Source organism: Peribacillus sp. NPDC101480, from assembly GCF_050277335.1.
In the GTDB taxonomy this organism is placed as follows: Bacteria; Bacillota; Bacilli; order Bacillales; family DSM-1321; genus Peribacillus.
The window spans coordinates 54,869-74,059 of record NZ_JBNNSB010000004.1; the positions used below are offsets into that span (position 1 = coordinate 54,869).

At 41.2% G+C, this 19,191-nt stretch carries 18 protein-coding genes and 1 pseudogene; 9 read left to right on the forward strand and 10 right to left on the reverse strand.

Annotated features, from left to right (window positions below; genetic code table 11):
• The first annotated feature begins 27 nt into the window (after positions 1-27).
• Complete coding sequence (locus ACQKMF_RS14550) at positions 28-1,209, forward strand: DUF418 domain-containing protein (protein WP_427573821.1); 1,182 nt, start codon at positions 28-30, stop codon at positions 1,207-1,209.
• A 132-nt stretch (positions 1,210-1,341) separates the two neighbouring features.
• A complete protein-coding gene (locus tag ACQKMF_RS14555; RefSeq protein ID WP_101224146.1) occupies positions 1,342-1,683 on the forward strand; it encodes a YisL family protein in 342 nt (113 codons plus the stop codon).
• Between the two features lie 57 nt (positions 1,684-1,740).
• Here the strand turns inward: ACQKMF_RS14555 and ACQKMF_RS14560 are convergent, their stop codons facing one another.
• Positions 1,741-2,307 (reverse strand): DUF2777 domain-containing protein, encoded by a 567-nt coding sequence (locus ACQKMF_RS14560; protein ID WP_020018810.1) that lies wholly within the window; start codon positions 2,305-2,307, stop codon positions 1,741-1,743.
• Positions 2,308-2,593: 286 nt separating this feature from the next.
• Here ACQKMF_RS14560 and asnB point away from each other — a divergent pair, with 286 nt between their 5' ends.
• Entirely contained in the window at positions 2,594-4,441 is a 1,848-nt protein-coding gene (gene asnB / locus ACQKMF_RS14565; protein ID WP_427573823.1) for an asparagine synthase (glutamine-hydrolyzing), read from the forward strand.
• Between the two features lie 42 nt (positions 4,442-4,483).
• On the opposite strand, the gene ACQKMF_RS14570 is transcribed toward asnB, so the two are convergent.
• Positions 4,484-6,235, reverse strand: a complete 1,752-nt coding sequence (locus tag ACQKMF_RS14570) for a glycoside hydrolase family 13 protein (protein ID WP_427573825.1) — start codon at positions 6,233-6,235, stop codon at positions 4,484-4,486.
• Between the two features lie 366 nt (positions 6,236-6,601).
• On the opposite strand from ACQKMF_RS14570, the gene ACQKMF_RS14575 reads away from it, so the two are divergent.
• The 4 genes from ACQKMF_RS14575 to ACQKMF_RS14590 all read left to right on the forward strand — a co-directional run bounded on the left by ACQKMF_RS14575 (position 6,602) and on the right by ACQKMF_RS14590 (position 12,645).
• Positions 6,602-7,855: an extracellular solute-binding protein gene (locus ACQKMF_RS14575; protein ID WP_427573827.1), complete on the forward strand. Its 1,254-nt coding sequence runs from the start codon at positions 6,602-6,604 to the stop codon at positions 7,853-7,855.
• Between the two features lie 149 nt (positions 7,856-8,004).
• Positions 8,005-9,540, forward strand: a complete 1,536-nt coding sequence (locus tag ACQKMF_RS14580) for an alpha-amylase family glycosyl hydrolase (protein ID WP_402941315.1) — start codon at positions 8,005-8,007, stop codon at positions 9,538-9,540.
• A gap of 79 nt (positions 9,541-9,619) precedes the next feature.
• Positions 9,620-11,269 (forward strand): glycoside hydrolase family 13 protein, encoded by a 1,650-nt coding sequence (locus ACQKMF_RS14585; protein WP_427573830.1) that lies wholly within the window; start codon positions 9,620-9,622, stop codon positions 11,267-11,269.
• 332 nt (positions 11,270-11,601) lie between these two features.
• Positions 11,602-12,645 (forward strand): LacI family DNA-binding transcriptional regulator, encoded by a 1,044-nt coding sequence (locus tag ACQKMF_RS14590; RefSeq protein WP_101224141.1) that lies wholly within the window; start codon positions 11,602-11,604, stop codon positions 12,643-12,645.
• Between the two features lie 35 nt (positions 12,646-12,680).
• Here ACQKMF_RS14590 and ACQKMF_RS14595 read toward each other — a convergent pair whose 3' ends face one another.
• From ACQKMF_RS14595 to ACQKMF_RS14615, 5 genes are all read right to left on the reverse strand, one after another.
• Positions 12,681-13,460, reverse strand: a complete 780-nt coding sequence (locus tag ACQKMF_RS14595; protein ID WP_427574165.1) for an MBL fold metallo-hydrolase — start codon at positions 13,458-13,460, stop codon at positions 12,681-12,683.
• 119 nt (positions 13,461-13,579) lie between these two features.
• On the reverse strand, positions 13,580-14,455 hold the full coding sequence (locus tag ACQKMF_RS14600) for an SDR family oxidoreductase (protein WP_397314342.1): 876 nt from the start codon (positions 14,453-14,455) through the stop codon (positions 13,580-13,582).
• A gap of 240 nt (positions 14,456-14,695) precedes the next feature.
• A complete protein-coding gene (locus ACQKMF_RS14605) occupies positions 14,696-15,187 on the reverse strand; it encodes a YajQ family cyclic di-GMP-binding protein (protein ID WP_101224139.1) in 492 nt (163 codons plus the stop codon).
• A gap of 103 nt (positions 15,188-15,290) precedes the next feature.
• Positions 15,291-15,422 (reverse strand): DUF3941 domain-containing protein, encoded by a 132-nt coding sequence (locus ACQKMF_RS14610; RefSeq protein ID WP_082196697.1) that lies wholly within the window; start codon positions 15,420-15,422, stop codon positions 15,291-15,293.
• Positions 15,423-15,490: 68 nt separating this feature from the next.
• Positions 15,491-16,357, reverse strand: a complete 867-nt coding sequence (locus ACQKMF_RS14615; protein ID WP_101224138.1) for a DegV family protein — start codon at positions 16,355-16,357, stop codon at positions 15,491-15,493.
• A 157-nt stretch (positions 16,358-16,514) separates the two neighbouring features.
• Between ACQKMF_RS14615 and ACQKMF_RS14620 the strand changes: the two genes are divergently transcribed.
• Complete coding sequence (locus ACQKMF_RS14620; protein ID WP_230177369.1) at positions 16,515-17,357, forward strand: YitT family protein; 843 nt, start codon at positions 16,515-16,517, stop codon at positions 17,355-17,357.
• Positions 17,358-17,492: 135 nt separating this feature from the next.
• Positions 17,493-17,741, forward strand: a pseudogene (locus tag ACQKMF_RS14625) (KGG domain-containing protein); the annotation flags it as partial.
• Between the two features lie 42 nt (positions 17,742-17,783).
• Here ACQKMF_RS14625 and ACQKMF_RS14630 read toward each other — a convergent pair.
• From ACQKMF_RS14630 to ACQKMF_RS14640, 3 genes are all read right to left on the reverse strand, one after another.
• Positions 17,784-17,975 carry a DUF3813 domain-containing protein gene (locus tag ACQKMF_RS14630; protein ID WP_101224136.1) on the reverse strand — a complete coding sequence of 64 codons (192 nt, stop codon included), beginning with the start codon at positions 17,973-17,975 and terminating at the stop codon, positions 17,784-17,786.
• Positions 17,975-18,127 carry a hypothetical protein gene (locus tag ACQKMF_RS14635; protein ID WP_202190617.1) on the reverse strand — a complete coding sequence of 51 codons (153 nt, stop codon included), beginning with the start codon at positions 18,125-18,127 and terminating at the stop codon, positions 17,975-17,977. The genes ACQKMF_RS14630 and ACQKMF_RS14635 overlap by 1 nt, the downstream gene beginning before the upstream one ends.
• A gap of 102 nt (positions 18,128-18,229) precedes the next feature.
• Entirely contained in the window at positions 18,230-19,045 is an 816-nt protein-coding gene (locus ACQKMF_RS14640; protein WP_101224135.1) for a Cof-type HAD-IIB family hydrolase, read from the reverse strand.
• Positions 19,046-19,191 lie beyond the last annotated feature (146 nt).

Here is a 19,191-nt window from a genome sequence, read left to right on the forward strand (position 1 = left end):
TCTGTATGGATGGAAGAGGGTGTACCTATGAAGGGCACGATGGTACCAATGCAGGAAAGTAAGAGGATCGTAAGCATCGATATTTTACGCGGATTAGCCATTTTAGGGATTTTTTTAGTGAATATGCCTTCTTTCCACTCGCCTCTCTTGTACATAGATGGTGCCGAGCGGTGGGCTGGAGGATGGGACAGGATTTTGTATATATTCAGTGATATTGTCGCACAGGCCAGCTTTTATCCGTTATTTGCCTTTCTGTTCGGTTTCGGGGCGATCATACTGGCTGTAAGGAGTGAAGAAAAGGGTACTTCATTTCCTTTGCTATATATGAAAAGGCTAAGTTTCCTGCTGATACTTGGATGCATTCATGCTTTTTTCATCTGGCATGGGGACATCCTGATTAATTATGCTGTATTGGGGTTTGCCTTTTTGTTTTTTTATAAGATGAAGGGAAGGAATTTAATTCTGCTAGGCTCGGTTTGTTATGTCCTGCCTTTTGCGATATTGAGTTCACTATTTCTTATAATGGGCATTTTTGAAGGAGATGCGATGGCAATCACGACTGATTCGGCGATGATGAAACAGTCATTGGAAGTTTATCAATCTGGTACATTTACGGAAATAATGAGTCAAAGGGCGTTGGATTGGTATATGGTGAACAACCCCTTTAATGCCATTATCCTTTTTTTATCGATTTTTCCGTTTTTTTTAATGGGAGCAGGCGTTGCAAAACAAGGCTTTCTCCAAAATCCAACCCAATATAAACGACAATTGAAAACGATATCGATTGTAAGCTTGCTATTGGGGATGTCAATTAAGATTCTGCCATATGTGACGGTATACCATTTTGGTACGATATTCGTGCAGGATTATTTGGGAGGACCGTTACTTACGGTTTTTTATATCACGGCAATCGCGCTTTTGGCGGAGCGGGCAGGGGCTTCCCGCCTATTACAACCGTTTTCGTATATCGGAAGGATGTCGATGAGCAATTACTTGTTCCAATCGATGGTATGTACGGCCATTTTTTATTCATATGGGCTTGGTTTATATGGATCAGTCTCCTATACGGCAGGATTTGTTTTCCTAATAGCCCTGTTTTGCCTGCAAATTCTGCTTTCCTTATTGTGGATGGGTCTGTTTTATTACGGACCTGTTGAATATATATGGCGTTTTTTTACATATGGTAAAAAGCCGGTTATGCGCAAGTAGGGACCAGTTAAGAAGAAATGTAAATGATGTTCATTAAATTGTTGGTTTTACCCATTAGGTGGGTCCTTAGTTTTGTTTTTTTGTAAAAGCCTATGATATGATGAAATGGAAACTGAACGAGGGGGCAAAAAAATGACACATATGCATATTACAGCTTGGGTTATCGGAATCATTCTTTTCTTTGTCACATATTCGATGCTTAAAGGTGAAAACCCGAAAGCGAAAATGCTACATATGATAACACGGTTGTTCTATCTATTGATTTTCCTTACTGGCGGCATGCTGATCACTGATTTTGGTGCTTACGCAGTAAAAATGATTGTTGGAATCATCGTGATTGCGGCGATGGAAATGGTGCTGGTCCGTACGAAAAAAGGAAAAAGCACAAGTGCCATGTGGACATTGTTTATCGTAGCGCTTGTATTCGTCCTTTATTTAGGACTTTCGCTGCCACAAGGAATGGACTTTTTTTAATACAGAATTATAAACGGGTAAATGAGGAAATCTCATTTACCCGTTTTCTTTTACCCGTTATTGTGAATTCACTTTCTCAATGACGATCCTTTTTCCGGTGTTCAGGGTGAATTCAAAACGATCATGATCCTTTTTCCCGTAAGAAAAGTGGTGCTGAACGAGACAAATTTGGCTCTCGTTATCAAAGGTGAAGAAATTCACGCCGGACTGGTTTGGGACTGCCCTTAAAAAGGTGAGCTGGTTATAGCTATATATACAATCATAAATAGAAAAATCAAGTGAATTCAATGTCGTTACAAATTGGAAAAAAGAATCGTCGTTCAATTCTTCCAATAAACGTTCAAAAGAGTAGAGCAGTTTTTTGCGTATCCGAATGGGCTCATTTTCCCTTAAGAAGGTGATTTCCCGATGAAGCAGGATTTTCCCCTCTTCTTCAATTACTCCTTGCTGCCAGCGCCCACCCCTGTAGACTTCGATGATGCTGTCAACGTGGTCTTCAATGGAGCAGGCCTCATCTGTTTCATCATCGAAAAAAATCCATTGTTGATTGATATTTTCCACTGTTCCTTCGGTAAAAGCTCTTGTTTGCCTGTTCATTAACTTAGTTCGTTGTTGCTGACTCATACATATACCTCCAATAGTGGAATCCTCACCTACTTTTTAGTCAAAATCCAATGAAAATATAACTGTATATTTTAAAATATTATGGACAAATAACCATCTTTCCGTCTTTGCATAGGCTATGTTTAAACACGGGATGCTTTGCTCAACAATTCATTAACGACGCCGGGCGTTGTGGGCAGGGGGTTCCTACGGAATGATGCTGAGCGATACTTAGGGACTGTAAATCTTTTTAAGACAGGGAGCCAATATATTTTTGATAGTCCGGATAGAAAGGATGAAGTGTAAAATGTGTGGGATAACAGGCTGGGTGCATTTTCAAAAAGATTTACGGACAAAAACGAAAACGCTGGAAAACATGACAAAAACGTTGGCAAAGCGGGGGCCAGACGAAGAAAATGTTTGGAGCGAAGCCCATGTTGCCTTTGGTCATAAACGGTTAACGGTTGTCGATGCGGAAGGCGGAAAACAGCCGATGACGAAAAATCACGAAAACGGCAGATATACGCTTTGTTATAATGGTGAGCTATATAACACCGAGGATATTCGTAAACAGCTATTATTAAAAGGATATTCCTTTAACGGTCATTCTGATACAGAAGTTTTGCTAACTTCTTATATAGAATGGAAAGAAAAATGCATTGACTTGTTCAATGGGATTTTTGCGTTTGCGATTTGGGATGAAAAGGAACAGAAATTATTCGTTGGAAGAGATCGCATGGGGGTAAAACCATTCTTTTACGCGGAAAGGGACGGCGGGTTCATTTTCGGATCGGAGCTGAAGGCGATTCTGGCCCATCCGGATGTTAAAACGGAGATTGACCGCGAAGGGCTGTCTGAGGTTTTTGGTGTTGGTCCATCCCGAAAGCCAGGTTCGGGCATATTTCATAATATCCAGGAATTAAGGCCTGCCCATGCGCTTACCTTATCAAGGAAAGGCCTCCGGATTTGGAGATACTGGAATGTGAAAAGCGAAGAACACCGGGATACTCTTGATGAGACGGCCGAGAAGGTTCGCTTTCTTGTCGAAGATGCAGTGACGCGGCAACTCGTATCAGATGTTCCGCTGTGTACCTTCTTATCAGGAGGGCTTGACTCAAGCGCGATAACGGCCATTGCTGCAAACGCCTATCAAAAAGAAGGGAAAGGGCCGCTTCATACGTATTCCATTGATTATGAGGATAATGAGCGTTATTTTAAAGCAAATGATTTTCAGCCAAACTCTGATGGGTATTGGATTAAAAAGATGTCGGATAGTTTTAACACGGTACACCATTCATCGATCATCACCCAAGAGCAGTTGACAAATTATTTAACGGAAGCAGTCCTTGTAAGGGACCTCCCAGGCATGGCGGATGTCGATTCTTCCTTACTTTGGTTTTGTAAAGAAATCAAGCGAGATTTTGTCGTAGGCCTGTCCGGTGAATGTGCGGACGAAATTTTTGGCGGTTATCCTTGGTTTCATCGTGAGGATGATTTGAATCGTGCTGGTTTTCCATGGATGAGATCTACGGATGAGCGGGTATCTTTATTGAAAAAGGGATGGCGCGAGAAATTGAAGCTTGAGGAATATGCGCAGGAAGCTTATTTGACCACCCTTGCCGAAACGCCTAAATTGGAAGGCGAAAGCGGTGTAGCAGCAAAGCGACGAGAGCTTTTCTATGTGAATTTATTATGGTTCATGACGACGCTCCTTGACAGGAAGGACCGGATGAGTATGGGGGCAAGTCTAGAGGTGCGCGTGCCATTTGCCGATCATCGCCTTGTTGAATATGCATGGAACATTCCTTGGGAAATGAAAATGGAAGGCAACCGTGAAAAGGGTATTCTAAGGAAGGCTTTGGAGGGGCTGCTACCGGATGAAGTATTGTATCGTAAAAAAAGTCCATATCCAAAAACCCATAACCCTATATATACAGACCGTGTGCAGGCGTGGTTGAAAGACTTACTGATGGATAAAAGTTCGGTGCTGCATGAGTTTTTCGATAAGCAGAAGCTAACCGATATAGTAGATTCCAGGGGTGCCGCTTTTAAAGTGCCGTGGTTCGGGCAATTGATGTCAGGTCCACAGCTGCTCGCTCACTTGGCACAAACCCATGTATGGTTCAAAGAATATGATATCCAGATAATCGAATGAAAAAAACGGGGCGATTTTCATTGCCCCGTTTTTTTCAATGCCTCAATGATTGATTGCGAGAATTTTATATTGATAACCGCTCAATTCAAATTTGCCAACTTGTGTGGTTTCCTTTGTTCTTAAATCCGTTAGTGTACGTCCTTCCAAATCAAAAGGGAGGGTAAAGGATTGCTGGACATCCGTCGGATTGATGAGGACCACGACAGAACGTTTTTCATTATACTTTTGGTAGGCCACGATATTTTCGTTTCCGGCTGTATCAAGGAATTTGAACTTCCCGTCATTGGCAAGTAATCGTTCTTCTTTTCGCAAGTGGATCAATGCCTTAATTTCATTGAGCAGCTCGGTGTTTTGTTTTTCCTCTTCCCAGACCATGCATTTTCGGCACCCTGGATCCATGCCACCGGTTAATCCGATTTCATCGCCATAGTATATACAAGGGCTGCCATTGAATGTCAGCAGGATTGCGTGGATGAGCTTGGCTCGAGCTAGATCTTCCCCGCAATCCGTGTAAATCCGCGGTGTATCATGACTTCCAAGAAGATTGAATGTAACGTCAAAAACATTGGTCGGATAACTGTGATAGATGGCTGTCATTTCTTCTGTGAACTCGCGTGCTTTGATGGTTTGTGAGGCGACCAGGCGAAAAACTTGGTTGGTGAAAGGGTAATTCATGACGGCATCGAACTGATCGCCGCGAAGCCATGGCATTGAGTCATGCCAAATTTCCCCAAGAATATAAAGGTCAGGCTTTATTTTTTTCACCGTTGTTCGAAATTCACGCCAGAATGGCTGGTCGACTTCATTTGCCACATCGAGCCGCCAGGCGTCTATATCGAACTCCTTGATCCAATAAGCCGAGACTTCGAGCAGATATTCTTTCACCTCCGGATTTGCCGTATTCAATTTTGGCATCGATTCAAAAAAACCGAATGTTTCATAATTGGGCCTTTCCCCTCCCTTAAGAGGGAAGCTGTGTGGGTGGAACCAATCCTTATATTTCGATTTCTCTCCCTTTTCGAGTAAATCCTGAAAAGGGGGGAAATAGTAGCCGCTATGGTTAAAAACGGCATCGAGCATGACCCGGATATTCCGTTTGTGGCATTCGGCTATTAGCGTTTTCAATGTTTCCTTCGTTCCGAATTGCGGATCGATACTCCGATAATCAATCGTATCGTATTTATGATTGGAGTGGGCATGGAAAATCGGCGTGAAATAGATTCCGTTGATGCCGAGATTCTCTAGGTAATCCAAATGTTCAATGATTCCTTCAAAGTCCCCGCCAAAAAAATTATCCACCGCCGGATCTTCACTTCCCCAGGGTTTCACACCTTCCGGATCGTTATCGGGGTTTCCGTTCGCAAAACGTTCAGGGAAAATTTGGTACCAAATTGTATCCTTGACCCATTCCGGTGCCCCGAAAACTTCATTTTGATGTAGATAGGGAATCGCGAAATAGCATCCTGGATCTCGGGGGGCTTCTTTAAAGAAGCCCTTTTCCGTGTAAAATGCACTTTCTTCTTCTGAGGTTACCTTGAACCCATATCGTATTCTTCGGTAAGGAGGTTTCACATAAATATGCCAATAATCATAACGGTTATCGCTGCCTGACAAGCTCATGGGAAGTTCTTCATACTGCCATTGACCATTATCTGATATGTATGGATCACCAAAAATCAATCCAACTGAGGAGATATCTTGTTTTTTCGTACGTAGGCGGATATGTAGGGTTTCAGTGTTGATGGGATAGCCGTAATTGTCATTAGGTCTATGGTGTATGGATGAAAATTCCATTTAAAACCACTCCAATTCTATAAGTATTTGAGGATGTGAAAAAGGAAACTTTCCAGCTGTTTATGAGGGGGGATCTCTATGAAGCTGCACTAGCCAGGTTAAGTGCTTTTTCAATATGGTTATATACCCTATTTCAATTGAAAGAAGCACTTATTAACTAAAAAATAACAAAAAGTGTTCATCACTACAAGGAAATAAATACACCAAGGAAAATGTTGTAAAAACCAAAGCCGTTCATATAATGATAACAATAGCTTTGGCATCGCTTTCATTAAGTGGCTTTATTTGAAGTACTGAACTGAAAAAACAGTATTATTTGGTGCTTTTGGACATGATAGAATAAACATTTTAAAAAGGAGAATCAAAGTGAAGAAGCTGATTTTTCATTTGTTCATGTCCATGTTTTTGATCGTTAGTGTAAGTGCTTGTGGTTCCAGTTCAGATTTGGAAAATGAAGCAGTGAAAGAAGAAAATAAGGAAAAGGAAGACGAAGCCAGCAATGAAGCGAAGCCGGAAAAATTGATCATTTGGGAGGAAAAAGGTAGAGCGGAGGCCCTAAAGCCGGTGATTGAAGCTTTTGAAAAAGAATATGGAATCAACGTTGAGCATGAAGAGCTTGAAATAGCTACCGAGATGTATGAACGGCTTCGTCGTGATGGGCCAATCGGAAACGGAAAGGCCCCGGATGTCGTAACTTTTTCTCATGAAAGAGTCGGGCAAATCGTGAAGGAAGGCTTAATTCAGGAAGTTAAGGTGGAAGATGAGGTATTGAATGCCTTCATTGAACCTTCAATTAGGGGGGAAATGTATCAAGATAAGGTATTTGGATTGCCGAAATCCGTAAACACATCCGTTTTCTTTTATAATAAAAATTTGATGGCTAAGGCTCCTGAGACGATGAATGGCCTTTATAAAATGGCGAAGGAATTAAGAAAGGGTGACGTTCATGGTTACTACGCCAAATGGAATGGTTTCCATGATTCGTATGGAGTAATCGTTGGAATGGGAGGTTATATATTTAAAGATAAGAATGGGAAACTAGACCCTTCCGACATTGGTTTGAATAATAAGGGTGCCATAAAAGGGGCTGCATACATCCAAAAATGGTATAGGGCGGGTTTGATTCCCAAAGGCGACAAGGCAGCGATCGAAAAGTTGTTCATGCAAGGGAATTTGGCTTCTATCATGAGTGACGGGAACTCATTTACCGAGCGGAAGGATACAGGAATTGCCCCCATGCCTGAATTGCCCAATGGCAAGCCAATGAAAACGTTCATGGAAATCAAAGGCTGGCATGTAACAGCATTCACAAAACATCCTTATTGGTCTACGAAGTTAGTTGAATATTTGACTAATGATGATAATGCAATGCAGCGTTATGATTTAACAGGGGAAATCCCTCCGAATAAATCAATCAAACACAATGCCGCAATCAATGAAAATGAAAGGGCACAAGCCTTAAGCATACAATTACAATACGCTGAACCAGTACCGAATATTCCGGAAATGAATAGGGTATGGGGACCGATGAATTCAGCCATGGATGAAATGACCACTCAAAAAGTAAAACCAAAAAGGGCTTTGGATAAAGCGGTCAAGACGATAAATAAAGAACGTTAATCATGTTCTGCCTTTTTTAATTCAGAAACCATAACCAGTTTCCCCAATTTGTCCCTTTAGTGTAAAGTTTTTTATAAATTGGATTTGACGTTAAGGGGTCAAAAGGCTAATCTTAAAGGCGTAAAGAGATAGCTAGGAGGAGAGCGGATATGAGAAAAAGAGTGTTATCACTCGCTTTAATTCCGTTGCTTCTTTTTTACGCCATTCCAGTAGGAGCAGCTGAAAAAGAACAACGAACTTGGAAGGATGAAATCGTATATTCATTATTGGTCGACAGATTTTTCGATGGGAATACTCAAAATAATGGAGATGCGAACGTGAATGACCCTTCCGCGTTTAATGGTGGGGATTTCGAAGGTGTCACGAAGAAACTTAATTATTTAAAAGATATGGGTTATACCGCTATCATTCTTTCACCGATTTTCGCTAACGATGAAAAAGGCTATCATGGCGATTGGGTGGCCGATTTTTATAAAACGGATAAACACTATGGAACAATGAAAGAGTTTAAAAAACTCGTGAATGAGGCACATAAACGTGATATGAAGGTGATTATTGATTTTCAAGCAAATAATGTGGGGCCTGACTCCACTTGGCTGACCGATCAAAAAAAACAAGATTGGTTCCATGAAGAAAAAAAGATTTCCAAGGACGGTAGCCAAACGGATTTGGAAACAGGCTGGGTCGATGGTCTTCCCGATTTGAATCAAGATAATGAGGAAACAAGAAAATATTTACTGGATGCTGCCAAATGGTGGATAACGGAAACCGATATTGATGGATACCGTATAAATAAAGTCCAATACGTAGCGAAGGATTTTTGGAAGGAATTTGTGGATGCAGTTAAATCTGAAAAATCAAATTTCTATACAATCGGCGATGTGCAAGGTGATGCCGAATTGATTTCAAGCTACAAGGAGACGGGTATCGATGCTTTTATGGCTTATCCGCAAAATTCAGAGCTACGGAAAGCATTTGCTGCACCCGATAAAGAATTGAAACCTGTTTTTGATGCGTTTGCGAAAAGCGAAGATAAATTAGGGGGCAATGCCCATCAGGCATTGTTCATGGATACAGAGGGAATGCCCCGGTTTACAAAGGATGCAGCCGACCATAACGAAAATCCAGGTTCCAGATGGAGAATGGCGCTGTCGTATCTTTATACTATGCCAGGGGTGCCAATCGTATTTTATGGTTCGGAAATTGCCTTGAACGGCGATATTGCCCCGGATAATCATAAATTGATGAATTTTAAGACAGAACAGGAATTGGTGGAATATATAACAAAGCTTTCTGACCTCAGAGACATGTACCCAGCATTGAAAAAAGGGGATATGGAGCTTTTATATGAAAAAGGTGGGGCTTCGGTATTCAAGCGTGTATATGGTGAAGAAACGATTGTCGTCGCCATGAACAATACGACTGAAACTCAAACGATAAACCTTACTGATAAGGAGCTTGAAAGCAATAAAGAGTTGAGAGGTATGCTGAATGGGGATCTGGTCCGCAGTAAGGACAACAGCTACTCTATCGTAATTGACAGGGAGACGACAGAAGTCTACACGCTGTCACCTAAGTCGATTATTAATATTCCTTACCTGTTAGTTATAGGATTGGTTCTTCTTATTTTTGGTATATTCATTGCTTTGGTTATTAAGCGTTCAAAACGAAACCAACCAAAATAATCATATGCCTCTCGATTGTCGGTAGCCGCCAAACATTGTCCCTAAGGCTTTGTGGAAAACAGGATCGGGAGGTTACAGCATGAATAAGACCTGGTGGAAAGAAGCGGTTTGCTATCAAATATACCCGCGCAGTTTCATGGATAGTAATGGTGATGGAATCGGGGATATAAAAGGATTGATATCTAAGCTTGACTACCTGCAGGATTTGGGGATAGATGTTATTTGGATTTGTCCATTTTATAAATCTCCCAATGCGGATAATGGCTATGATATTAGTGATTATCAAGCAGTTTCCGATGAATTCGGTTCAATTGAAGATATTGATCTATTATTGAAAGATGTTCATGGACGTGGGATGAAGGTGATACTCGATCTTGTTTTGAATCATACAAGTGATGAGCACCCCTGGTTCGTCGAGTCACGTTCTTCCCGCGATAATCCGAAACGGGATTGGTATATATGGAGGGATGGGCAGGACGGCCGTGAGCCTAATAATTGGGAAAGCATCTTTTCCGGAAGTGCCTGGAAATTCGATGAAAGGACCAATCAATACTATTTACATTTATTTGCCGAAAAGCAGCCAGACTTAAACTGGAAAAATACTGATGTGCGAAAGGCATTATATGAAATGGTCAATTGGTGGCTCGATAAGGGAATCGATGGCTTCCGGATTGATGCGATCACGCATATTCATAAGCGTGAAGGCCTTCCGGATATGACCAATCCTTATTGGCATCAGTATGTACCTGCGTTTGAAATGCATACCAATCAGGACGGAATTCTGGATTACCTTCAGGAGTTGAAAGAAGAGACTTTCTCTAAGTATGATATCATGACGGTCGGTGAGGCCAATGGCGTCAGGATTGAGCAGGCGGAAGAATGGGTCGGGGAATCGAAGGGGAAGTTCAATATGATCTTTCAATTTGAACATCTAGGGCTTTGGAATAGGGGACAGAATCACGATGTTGATGTTCAAGGGTTAAAGCGCACAATGACCAAATGGCAAAAGGGGCTGAAAAACAAAGGATGGAATGCTTTGTTTTTTGAAAATCATGACCAGCCGAGAAGTGTATCCACCTGGGGAAATGATCAACAATTTTGGTTGGAAAGCGCAAAGATGATAGGGGCCCTATACTTTTTTATGCAAGGGACACCTTTTATTTATCAAGGTCAGGAAATTGGCATGACGAATGTCCAATTTGATTCGATTGATGATTATGATGATGTCGGTATGAAAAACTTCTACCGGATAGAGACCTCGAAAGGTCGTCCTCATGATGAAATCATGAACATTATATGGCATAGCGGCCGTGATAATTCACGAACACCGATGCAATGGAACGATATTGAAAATGGCGGATTCACCCATGGAACACCTTGGATGAGGGTTAATCCAAATTATCGCGCCATTAATGTAGAACAGCAGAAAAATGACCCGTCATCCATTTATCATTTTTATAAAAGGATGATTGAACTTCGAAAAAAACATCAGGTCCTCGTTTATGGGGAATATGAATTGTTATGGGAAGATCATCCTGAACTTTATATTTATACAAGAAACATGAATGATAATTCAGTCATGGTAATATGTAACTTTAGTATGAATCACCATCAAATCGACCTTTCCTATTGGGGGAAAATGGAACTTTTACTAGCTAATTATGATGATTGCCCTGAGGTATCCCTTATTGATTTACGTCCATATGAAACGAGGATTTATCGTTATTGATTGCTATGGACTTGATTGGAAATTAGCTTAAAACCTATGTAGTTAGTCGTCTGACTTCTTATTTTCCAATACACCTGTCGTTTTTGAAGAAGCTGATCATACATCAGCTTCTTTTTGGATTTTAAAACATAGATGAAAAAAACGGAAAAGTAAGTATTTTCTGAAAAATTGAACAAACATTAAAAAAAGTATGGATATAACTATTGAACTGAGTGTATTATGAATACATACAAAATGTATAAATATAAAACAAATATTAAAGAAGTGTTTATTGGTATTCACCTTTTTTAAAAATGAAGTCAATAAAGGCTAAGAGGGGAGAGGGGAAATGCATGGCCATCACAATAAAAGATGTGGCACAGCTAGCGAATGTTGCTCCTTCAACAGTTTCTCGAGTGATTGCAAACAATCCTCGGATAAGTGAAAAAACAAAGGTACGGGTACGTAAGGCGATGACTAAATTAGGATACCATCCAAACTTCATTGCACGTAGTCTTGCCAATCAATCGACCAGGATCATTGGTTTGGTAATGCCAAGTTCGTCAAATGATTATTATCAAAATCCCTTTTTTCCGACGATCCTCCAGGGTCTAAGTGAGGGAGCCCAGGAAAACCACTATTCCTTGTTGCTAAGCACGGGAAAAACCGAAGATGAAATCTACGAAGGAGTAGTGAATATGGTGCAGGGGGGTATGGTGGATGGAATAATCCTGATGTATTCAAGGATGAACGATCACATTCTGACCTATTTGAGAGAAAGGGCTTTTCCATTTGTAATCATTGGGAAGCCCTATGATTACATCGAGGAGATAACATATGTTGATAATGATAATGTCTTGGCAGCCGAACAGGCAACGGATTACCTCATACAGCTAGGGCATGAAAGGGTTGGATTCATCGGAGGTGATGAATCCCTTGTGATGACCCTTGATCGCTTATCAGGATATGAACGGGCATTGGAGAGGGCTGGAATTGATCGAAGGATGGAATATACCCTGCATGAAGATTTTTTGCATGAAGGGGGACAAGCTGCTGCAAAAAGGTTACTATCCATCGATGAACCACCTACCGCTTTGGTGGTCAGTGATGATCTCATGGCACTTGGCATCGTGCATTCACTTCGCGAGATGGGCGTGCGCACTCCTGAAGAAATGTCAATCGTCAGCTTCAATAACGTTCTTTTCTCTGAACTGTCATTACCGGCCCTGACTTCCGTAGATATTAATATTTTTGATTTGGGATATCAGGCCGCTAAAGGCATCATTCACATGCTGCAGACTGGGGATGCTCCTGCCGGGACCATCATTCCACATCATTTCGTGGAAAGGCACTCCTGCAGATCGATCAAGCAAGGTGCAATGGCCATGACTTATTAAAGAAAAGGGCATTGCAAAAGCAATGCCTTTTTTTGCTAGAAATGTACGCTAAAACTTTTGAATGCATGTACACCCGTTCCATGTCTGACTAATTTATTCCCTTTAAGATATTTAATGGCTGCTAGAACTTCCTCAAGAATCCTTGGTTCGAGGCCGAGTTGGTTGTGTCCGCCATAGATTTTGGAGACTGCCTTGATCTTTGCGATTTTTTCTAACGAATTAACAAGGTCTTCAGGGCTCGTAGAGGGATAAAATGCATAAACGGGGGTATCTGAATAGAGCAGGTCGCCAGTGAATAAATAACCTGTTTCATTATCCAAAATTGAGATGTGGCCAGGTGAATGCCCAGGCGTGTGATAAATGATTAAACTACGGTTCCCGAGATCGATCGTGTCCCCATCAGATAAGAGCCTATCAGGGTACCCCTGGTATGGCTTGTATGTGAAAGGGTCGAATGATTCAGGTATGGGTAATGTTATATCCCGGGCCATGTTCTTTCTTATTTGTTCCAAGGACAAACCATCAATGCCGTTGATTAGCCAATTGGCATCATCACCATGAACATAAATGGTATCAAAATCACCGTGACCCCCAATATGATCCGCATGAACGTGTGTAGTCAGGACGGTAATAGGAAGATCGGTAAGCCGGTCTGTAATCCCCTTAATCGAACCGATGCCTAACCCTGTGTCTATTAACGCAGCTCGGGTCTCCCCAAGTAATAAATAGGAATGAACTTTCTCCCAATGACCATATTCACTGATTGCAAACGTATTTGGGTCCAATTCCTGAACGGTAAACCATGGATCTGCAATTTTTTTCAAAAATGACTCCACTCCTTCCAATCATATATTCCGCGCTAACCGGTAATATCCTGCTTGAAAGAGCAAAAGCAGCGGATTTGTGAAATCCACTGCTTTTGGAAAGGTAAGGCTTATCCGTTTACAACGGTCCCGCCGTTTACATGGATGACTTGTCCGCTGACATAGGATGAATCATCACTTGCCAAATATACATAGGCTGGTGCCAATTCCTCTGGCTGCCCTGCACGGCCCATTGGAGTATCCTGTCCGAATTTGGCAACATCCTCTTCGCCGAATGAGGCAGGAATCAGCGGTGTCCAGATCGGGCCTGGAGCCACACCGTTCACTCTGATGCCATCTTTTGAAATGGAGTTCGACAGGGCTCTTGTAAATGCAAGTATTGCACCTTTTGTTGAAGAGTAATCGATTAGTTTTGGGTTGCCCTGATAGGCTGTGATAGAGGTTGTATTAATGATGCTGCTTCCTTTTTTAAGGTGCTTCAATGCAGCTTTAGTTAAGTGGAACATCGAGAAAATATTCGTGCGGAACGTTTTTTCCAATTGTTCAGCTGAAATGTCCAGGATACTTGTCTGCACATGCTGTTCTCCGGCGTTGTTGACTAGAATGTCCAAACCGCCAAATTCATCAACCGTTTTTTTGACGACTTCCTGGCAGAAGGCTTCATCACCGATATCACCGGAAATGAGTAAACATTTCTGGCCTTCTTTTTCGATCAATTCTTTTGTCGTTTTGGCATCCTCGTGTTCATCCAAGTAAGCAACTGTCACATTAGCTCCTTCTTTAGCGTAGTAAATGGCAACCGATTTACCGATTCCGCTGTCTCCTCCTGTTATGATTGCCGTTTTACCTTTTAATTTGCCGCTTCCTTTGTAGGCAGCTTTAACTGAATCAGGGTTCGGTTCCATTTTTGTTTCCAGTCCAGGTTGATGCTGCTGATGTTGAGGTGGAAATCCTTGTTTGTTCTGATTTTGGTTTTGAGTAGTCAAGATATAAACGCCTCCCATTTAATTAGCTATGCTTTTTCTATTCCTTCTTTTAGGAAAAAGAAAACATGGAAAAAATACCCAATTTAAGTCTTGTTTAATGTTTTAACTGTAGGGAACATGACTAGTCTTTCCATGTTCCATGAAGGCGATTCATTTGAAGAAAAAGGGGGGATGAACTCTTATGGAGGCCGTTGCAACAAATAAAAAAAGACCCACCCAAAGCAGGTGAGCCCTTAATACTTAGCGGTAATTTAGGAACTGTACATCAATGGACAGATCAGCGCCCCGGATCGCGGAAATGATTCCTTGTAAATCATCCCGGTTCTTACCGGTAACCCGGATTTGATCATCCTGGATTTGGCTTTTCACTTTAAGACCGCTATTTTTAATGATGGTATTGATTTTTTTTGCTTGCTCCTTATCGATGCCTTGAATTAACTTAGCCCGTTGGCGAACGGTTCCGCCAGAAGCTCCTTCTAATTTGCCATAATCCAGGTTCTTGACGGGTACGTCACGTTTAATGAGCTTACTGATGAGAACATCCTTCAGCTGATCGAGCTTATATTCATCGTCGGATACTAGAACCAGGTCTTCTTTTTCAATTGAGATGCTGCTTATGCTCCCTTTAAAATCATAGCGAGTCTGTATTTCCTTCATAGCCATGGTAACTGCATTCGTTACCTCTGAAAAGTCTACTTTCGAAACAATATCAAATGAATTTTCCTTTGCCATCACTTACCTCCAGCAGGGTTTATTTCCTTTATTATAGAGAAAGTGTGATAGGAAGACAACTATATAAACGATATTAAAAAAGCGAGGGGACTAGCCCCGCGCTTCATTTATGGTCCGTTTTCTTCGAATAGGAGTGCTTACCTGCAGTAAGGTTTTCCTGATAAGCGATATTTTTTTCAGCATTTCTTGCTTGGTTATCTTTGGGCCTTTTATTGTCATCGGTTGTTTTGGACATAGTGAAAACTCCCTTCCATTATCTGATCAATATATATTGTTCACAATTATGGAAGGGAGTATGTATGTTTATGATTTCTCAGGGGTATCGTTTAAGAAGAAGAGGGCAATTGTGCCAGGACCGGCATGTGCACCGATGACGGAGCCAATTGTATGGATCATGAAGTCGGTTGTCCCGAATTCATTTTGGATGGCTTCCTTCCATTCCAGTGCCGTTTCTTCATCATCGCCATGACTGATGGCAATCGTTTGGGTTGTTAAATTTTTGCCTCTTTCGTGCATTAATTCGATTACACGTTTAATCAATTTCTTTTTGCCGCGTATCTTTTCGAGCGGAACAAGCTTCCCATCTTCAACATGCAATAACGGTTTAATGTTTAATAAACCGCCAACAAGGGCAGATGTCTTGGAGATGCGGCCGCCACGGGCCAGATATTCTAGGTTATCTACAGTGAATAGATGCTCCATATGCCGCGTTTGGAATTCGATGGCAGCCAGGATTTCTTCTTTAGTGGCACCGTTTGCTGCCAGATCGGCCGCTTTCTTTACAATTAAACCGACGCCCATTGAAGCACATTTCGTATTGACGATTTCAATGTCAAGTTCAGGGTACTCTTCCTTCACCTGATTAAGAATCATCACTGCCGTTTGATATGTTCCTGATAACTCAGAAGAAAAGGCTATATATATCCCTTGTTTTTTCTCCTTGGCAAACTGTGTGAAAAGTTCTATAAAGTATTCTGGGGAAGCTTGCGATGTTTTCGGGGCTTTTCCTTCAAGCATCGCCTGATAGACTTCGTGAGAATTAATAGTAAGTAAATCTTCATAATTTTCCCCGTCAAGATGGACTTGTAAAGGGATTAATGAAACATTGTTTTCCTTATAGAAAGACAACGGCAAATCACATGCACTATCTGCAAGAATTGTGATAGCCATAATACACCTGCTTTCTTTTTACAATTTTTAGAAAAATGAGTGGTCACTCTACTTTTTAGTGTAGCACGTAACGGTGAAAATTCAATCTCTACGTAAATAGAATAAATAATTAAGGGTAAAAAGATAATAGAATAAGGGTGAAATGGAGGTTTTTAGGATGTTTAGTGGTGAAATGAAGAAAATTATCATAGTTGTGGTCGGAGCATTGCTTAATGCCATTGCAATGAACTTTTTTCTAATACCGGCAAACGTATATGCAAGCGGCTTTACGGGAGTTGCCCAGCTTCTATCAAGGATGATTGGTTCTTTTGCTCCTTTTAATGTATCGACAGGTATTCTATTGCTTTTATTGAACATTCCAGTAACGATCATTGCTTGGCGAAAGGTTGGAAAGTCTTTCACTTTTTATAGTTTCCTCAGTGTTGCCTTGATGTCCTTCTTTATGGAAATCATTCCGATTACACGCTGGTCACCTGACATATTGTTGAATGCGGTATTTGGCGGAGTCATTGCTGCAGTAGGTGTGGGGATCACATTGAAATACGGTGCATCGACTGGAGGAATGGATATTATCGCCATGCTTCTTTCACGTAAGAAAGATAAACCTGTAGGTACTTATTTATTTCTGCTGAATGGCGTGATCATTGTAACGGCAGGTGCTGTTTATGGACCGGAAAAAGCTTTGTATACACTTGTTACCCTTTATACATCGACACGTGTCGTGGACGCGATACATACGCGTCATGAAAAGCTTACGGCCATGATCATTACAAAGAAAAGCGAAGAGCTTAAACAGGCAATCCACGCTAAATTAGTTCGCGGAATTACAAGGGTTCCCGCAAAAGGTGCGTTCACTAACGAAACTAAGGAAATGTTATTGATTGTCATTACAAGGTATGAACTGTATGACCTTGAACGGATCATCAAGGAAGTGGATCCACACGCTTTCACAAACATCATAGAAACGTCAGGCATTGTTGGAACTTTCCGCAGGGAATGATATTAACAAAAAATCTAGGCCATTACACTTCTATTACAAAAGGCAGTATTTGGGCGTAATAAGTTTATTGCCTGTACAAAACGGCTAATTCTTATATTGTAGCGCCAATTTAAAATCTTAGAAGGAGTGATGAAAATGGCCAACGACGAAAAAATGAGCAGACAGGAAGCAGGCCGTAAAGGCGGGGAAGCCACATCTAAAAATCACGACAAGGATTTTTACCGGGAAATTGGGCAAAAGGGCGGAGAAGCCACATCGGATAATCATGATAAGGAATTCTATCAAGAAATTGGACAAAAGGGTGGGGAAGCCACTGCAGATTCCCATGGTAAAGACTTTTATAAAGAGATCGGTGAAAAAGGCGGTAAGGCACGAAATAACAATTGAAACAAGCGAAAGCCTCCAGGATTCCTGGAGGCTTTCACGTTATTTAGAGTGGTTTTCCAGCTCTTCCTGAAGTTCTCGCAGTTGTTCTTTTTCGGCCTCGTTCGTATTGGCAAAGGCTGATGAAAGAGCGTTTTTAGCGATTTCCTCTGTCTTTTGCTGGTCACCGTCATGCTCAGAGTGGAGAGCTTCTTCAACAAATTCCCTTGCCTTTTGAAATAATTTGTTTCCCATTAGAAGCCACCATAGCTTTGTTCAGACATAATTCTTAACCTGTCTTTTTCTGCTTCTTCAAACGTAGTGTGATAAGGGATTTTTTCGGCATGCTTGGCAACACTTTCTTTGCCCTGCTGTACAAATCGTTTAGATTTACTGCTTTTACCCATTCTTATCTCCTCCGATTCTGAGCGTTTCGACAACTGAATGGATCTGTTGTCCATATTAGTTTGGCTTGAAAGGTCGATATTATGAAGGTAAAAAATGACGTATTAGGCTTTTATATTGAATTTTTCTTCGAGGAAGACGGCTATACCATCTTCTTCATTCGTCAATGTAGTCGTATTTGCTACCGTTTTTACTGGTGAGATCGCATTTCCCATGGCCACCCCGGTTCCCGCGTATTCAAGCATTTCCAAATCATTATCTTCATCACCGAAGGCGATTATCCTATTTTGAGGAATTTCCAGATAGTTGGATACCCGTTTAAGCCCTACGGCTTTACTTAACCCGCTTTTTATTATTTCGATGATATGAAAAGGCTCTGCCCAGCGGCGATGATCGACCAATTCTGCATGAACATCGGATAAATGCTGGCGAATCTGTCCTACGAATTCACTATCTGTGTGAATTAGCATCGAAGTTGGGGAATCCTGAAGGTAATTGCGCAAGTCACCTGTCTTCATGATCGGATTTCCTACATTGAACATGTTCATCAATTTTTCATCATGATAATGGACATAAACTTCATCCCGGACTTCTGCGATTATGTTGTGATATTTAAACTGATCACATGCTTCGACAATCTCTTTCGCAACATTTATATCCAGTGGAGAGTGGTATACCCCCCAGCTTGTATGTAATGGGTGATGGACGAAAGCACCATTGAAATTAACGATTGGTGTATTCAACCCCAATTCCCGGTAATAAAGTTCACTTGAGCGAAAGGGACGCCCGGTGGCGATCATAACTTCGTGTCCATCTTCTTTTAATTTCAGGAGTGTTTTTTTAGTCCTTGAAGAAATTGTTTTGTTATCTGTAAGTAAAGTACCATCAAGATCCAATACGATCAAATGTTTCTCAGCCATGTACACACCTTCTGTTCTTTTTGATTTCATTATATGTGAATATTGTTAAGCCTATTTTAAAGTAAATGTAAATCTTTTTCATTCTTTATGCATTCCTGTATGATATTACTATATCCAGGATTAAGATAATTAAAGCGAAGCTCAGG

Excerpts from the sequence above, each read along its gene's own strand:
- ACQKMF_RS14550 (WP_427573821.1), top strand. The coding sequence starts at position 28 with ATGAAGGGCACGATGGTACCAATGCAGGAAAGTAAGAGGATCGTAAGC.
- ACQKMF_RS14555 (WP_101224146.1), top strand. The coding sequence starts at position 1,342 with ATGACACATATGCATATTACAGCTTGGGTTATCGGAATCATTCTTTTC.
- ACQKMF_RS14560 (WP_020018810.1), bottom strand. The coding sequence starts at position 2,307 with ATGAGTCAGCAACAACGAACTAAGTTAATGAACAGGCAAACAAGAGCT.
- asnB (WP_427573823.1), top strand. The coding sequence starts at position 2,594 with ATGTGTGGGATAACAGGCTGGGTGCATTTTCAAAAAGATTTACGGACA.
- ACQKMF_RS14570 (WP_427573825.1), bottom strand. The coding sequence starts at position 6,235 with ATGGAATTTTCATCCATACACCATAGACCTAATGACAATTACGGCTAT.
- ACQKMF_RS14580 (WP_402941315.1), top strand. The coding sequence starts at position 8,005 with ATGAGAAAAAGAGTGTTATCACTCGCTTTAATTCCGTTGCTTCTTTTT.
- ACQKMF_RS14585 (WP_427573830.1), top strand. The coding sequence starts at position 9,620 with ATGAATAAGACCTGGTGGAAAGAAGCGGTTTGCTATCAAATATACCCG.
- ACQKMF_RS14590 (WP_101224141.1), top strand. The coding sequence starts at position 11,602 with ATGGCCATCACAATAAAAGATGTGGCACAGCTAGCGAATGTTGCTCCT.
- ACQKMF_RS14605 (WP_101224139.1), bottom strand. The coding sequence starts at position 15,187 with ATGGCAAAGGAAAATTCATTTGATATTGTTTCGAAAGTAGACTTTTCA.
- ACQKMF_RS14610 (WP_082196697.1), bottom strand. The coding sequence starts at position 15,422 with ATGTCCAAAACAACCGATGACAATAAAAGGCCCAAAGATAACCAAGCA.
- ACQKMF_RS14615 (WP_101224138.1), bottom strand. The coding sequence starts at position 16,357 with ATGGCTATCACAATTCTTGCAGATAGTGCATGTGATTTGCCGTTGTCT.
- ACQKMF_RS14620 (WP_230177369.1), top strand. The coding sequence starts at position 16,515 with ATGTTTAGTGGTGAAATGAAGAAAATTATCATAGTTGTGGTCGGAGCA.
- ACQKMF_RS14630 (WP_101224136.1), bottom strand. The coding sequence starts at position 17,975 with ATGGGAAACAAATTATTTCAAAAGGCAAGGGAATTTGTTGAAGAAGCT.
- ACQKMF_RS14635 (WP_202190617.1), bottom strand. The coding sequence starts at position 18,127 with ATGGGTAAAAGCAGTAAATCTAAACGATTTGTACAGCAGGGCAAAGAA.
- ACQKMF_RS14640 (WP_101224135.1), bottom strand. The coding sequence starts at position 19,045 with ATGGCTGAGAAACATTTGATCGTATTGGATCTTGATGGTACTTTACTT.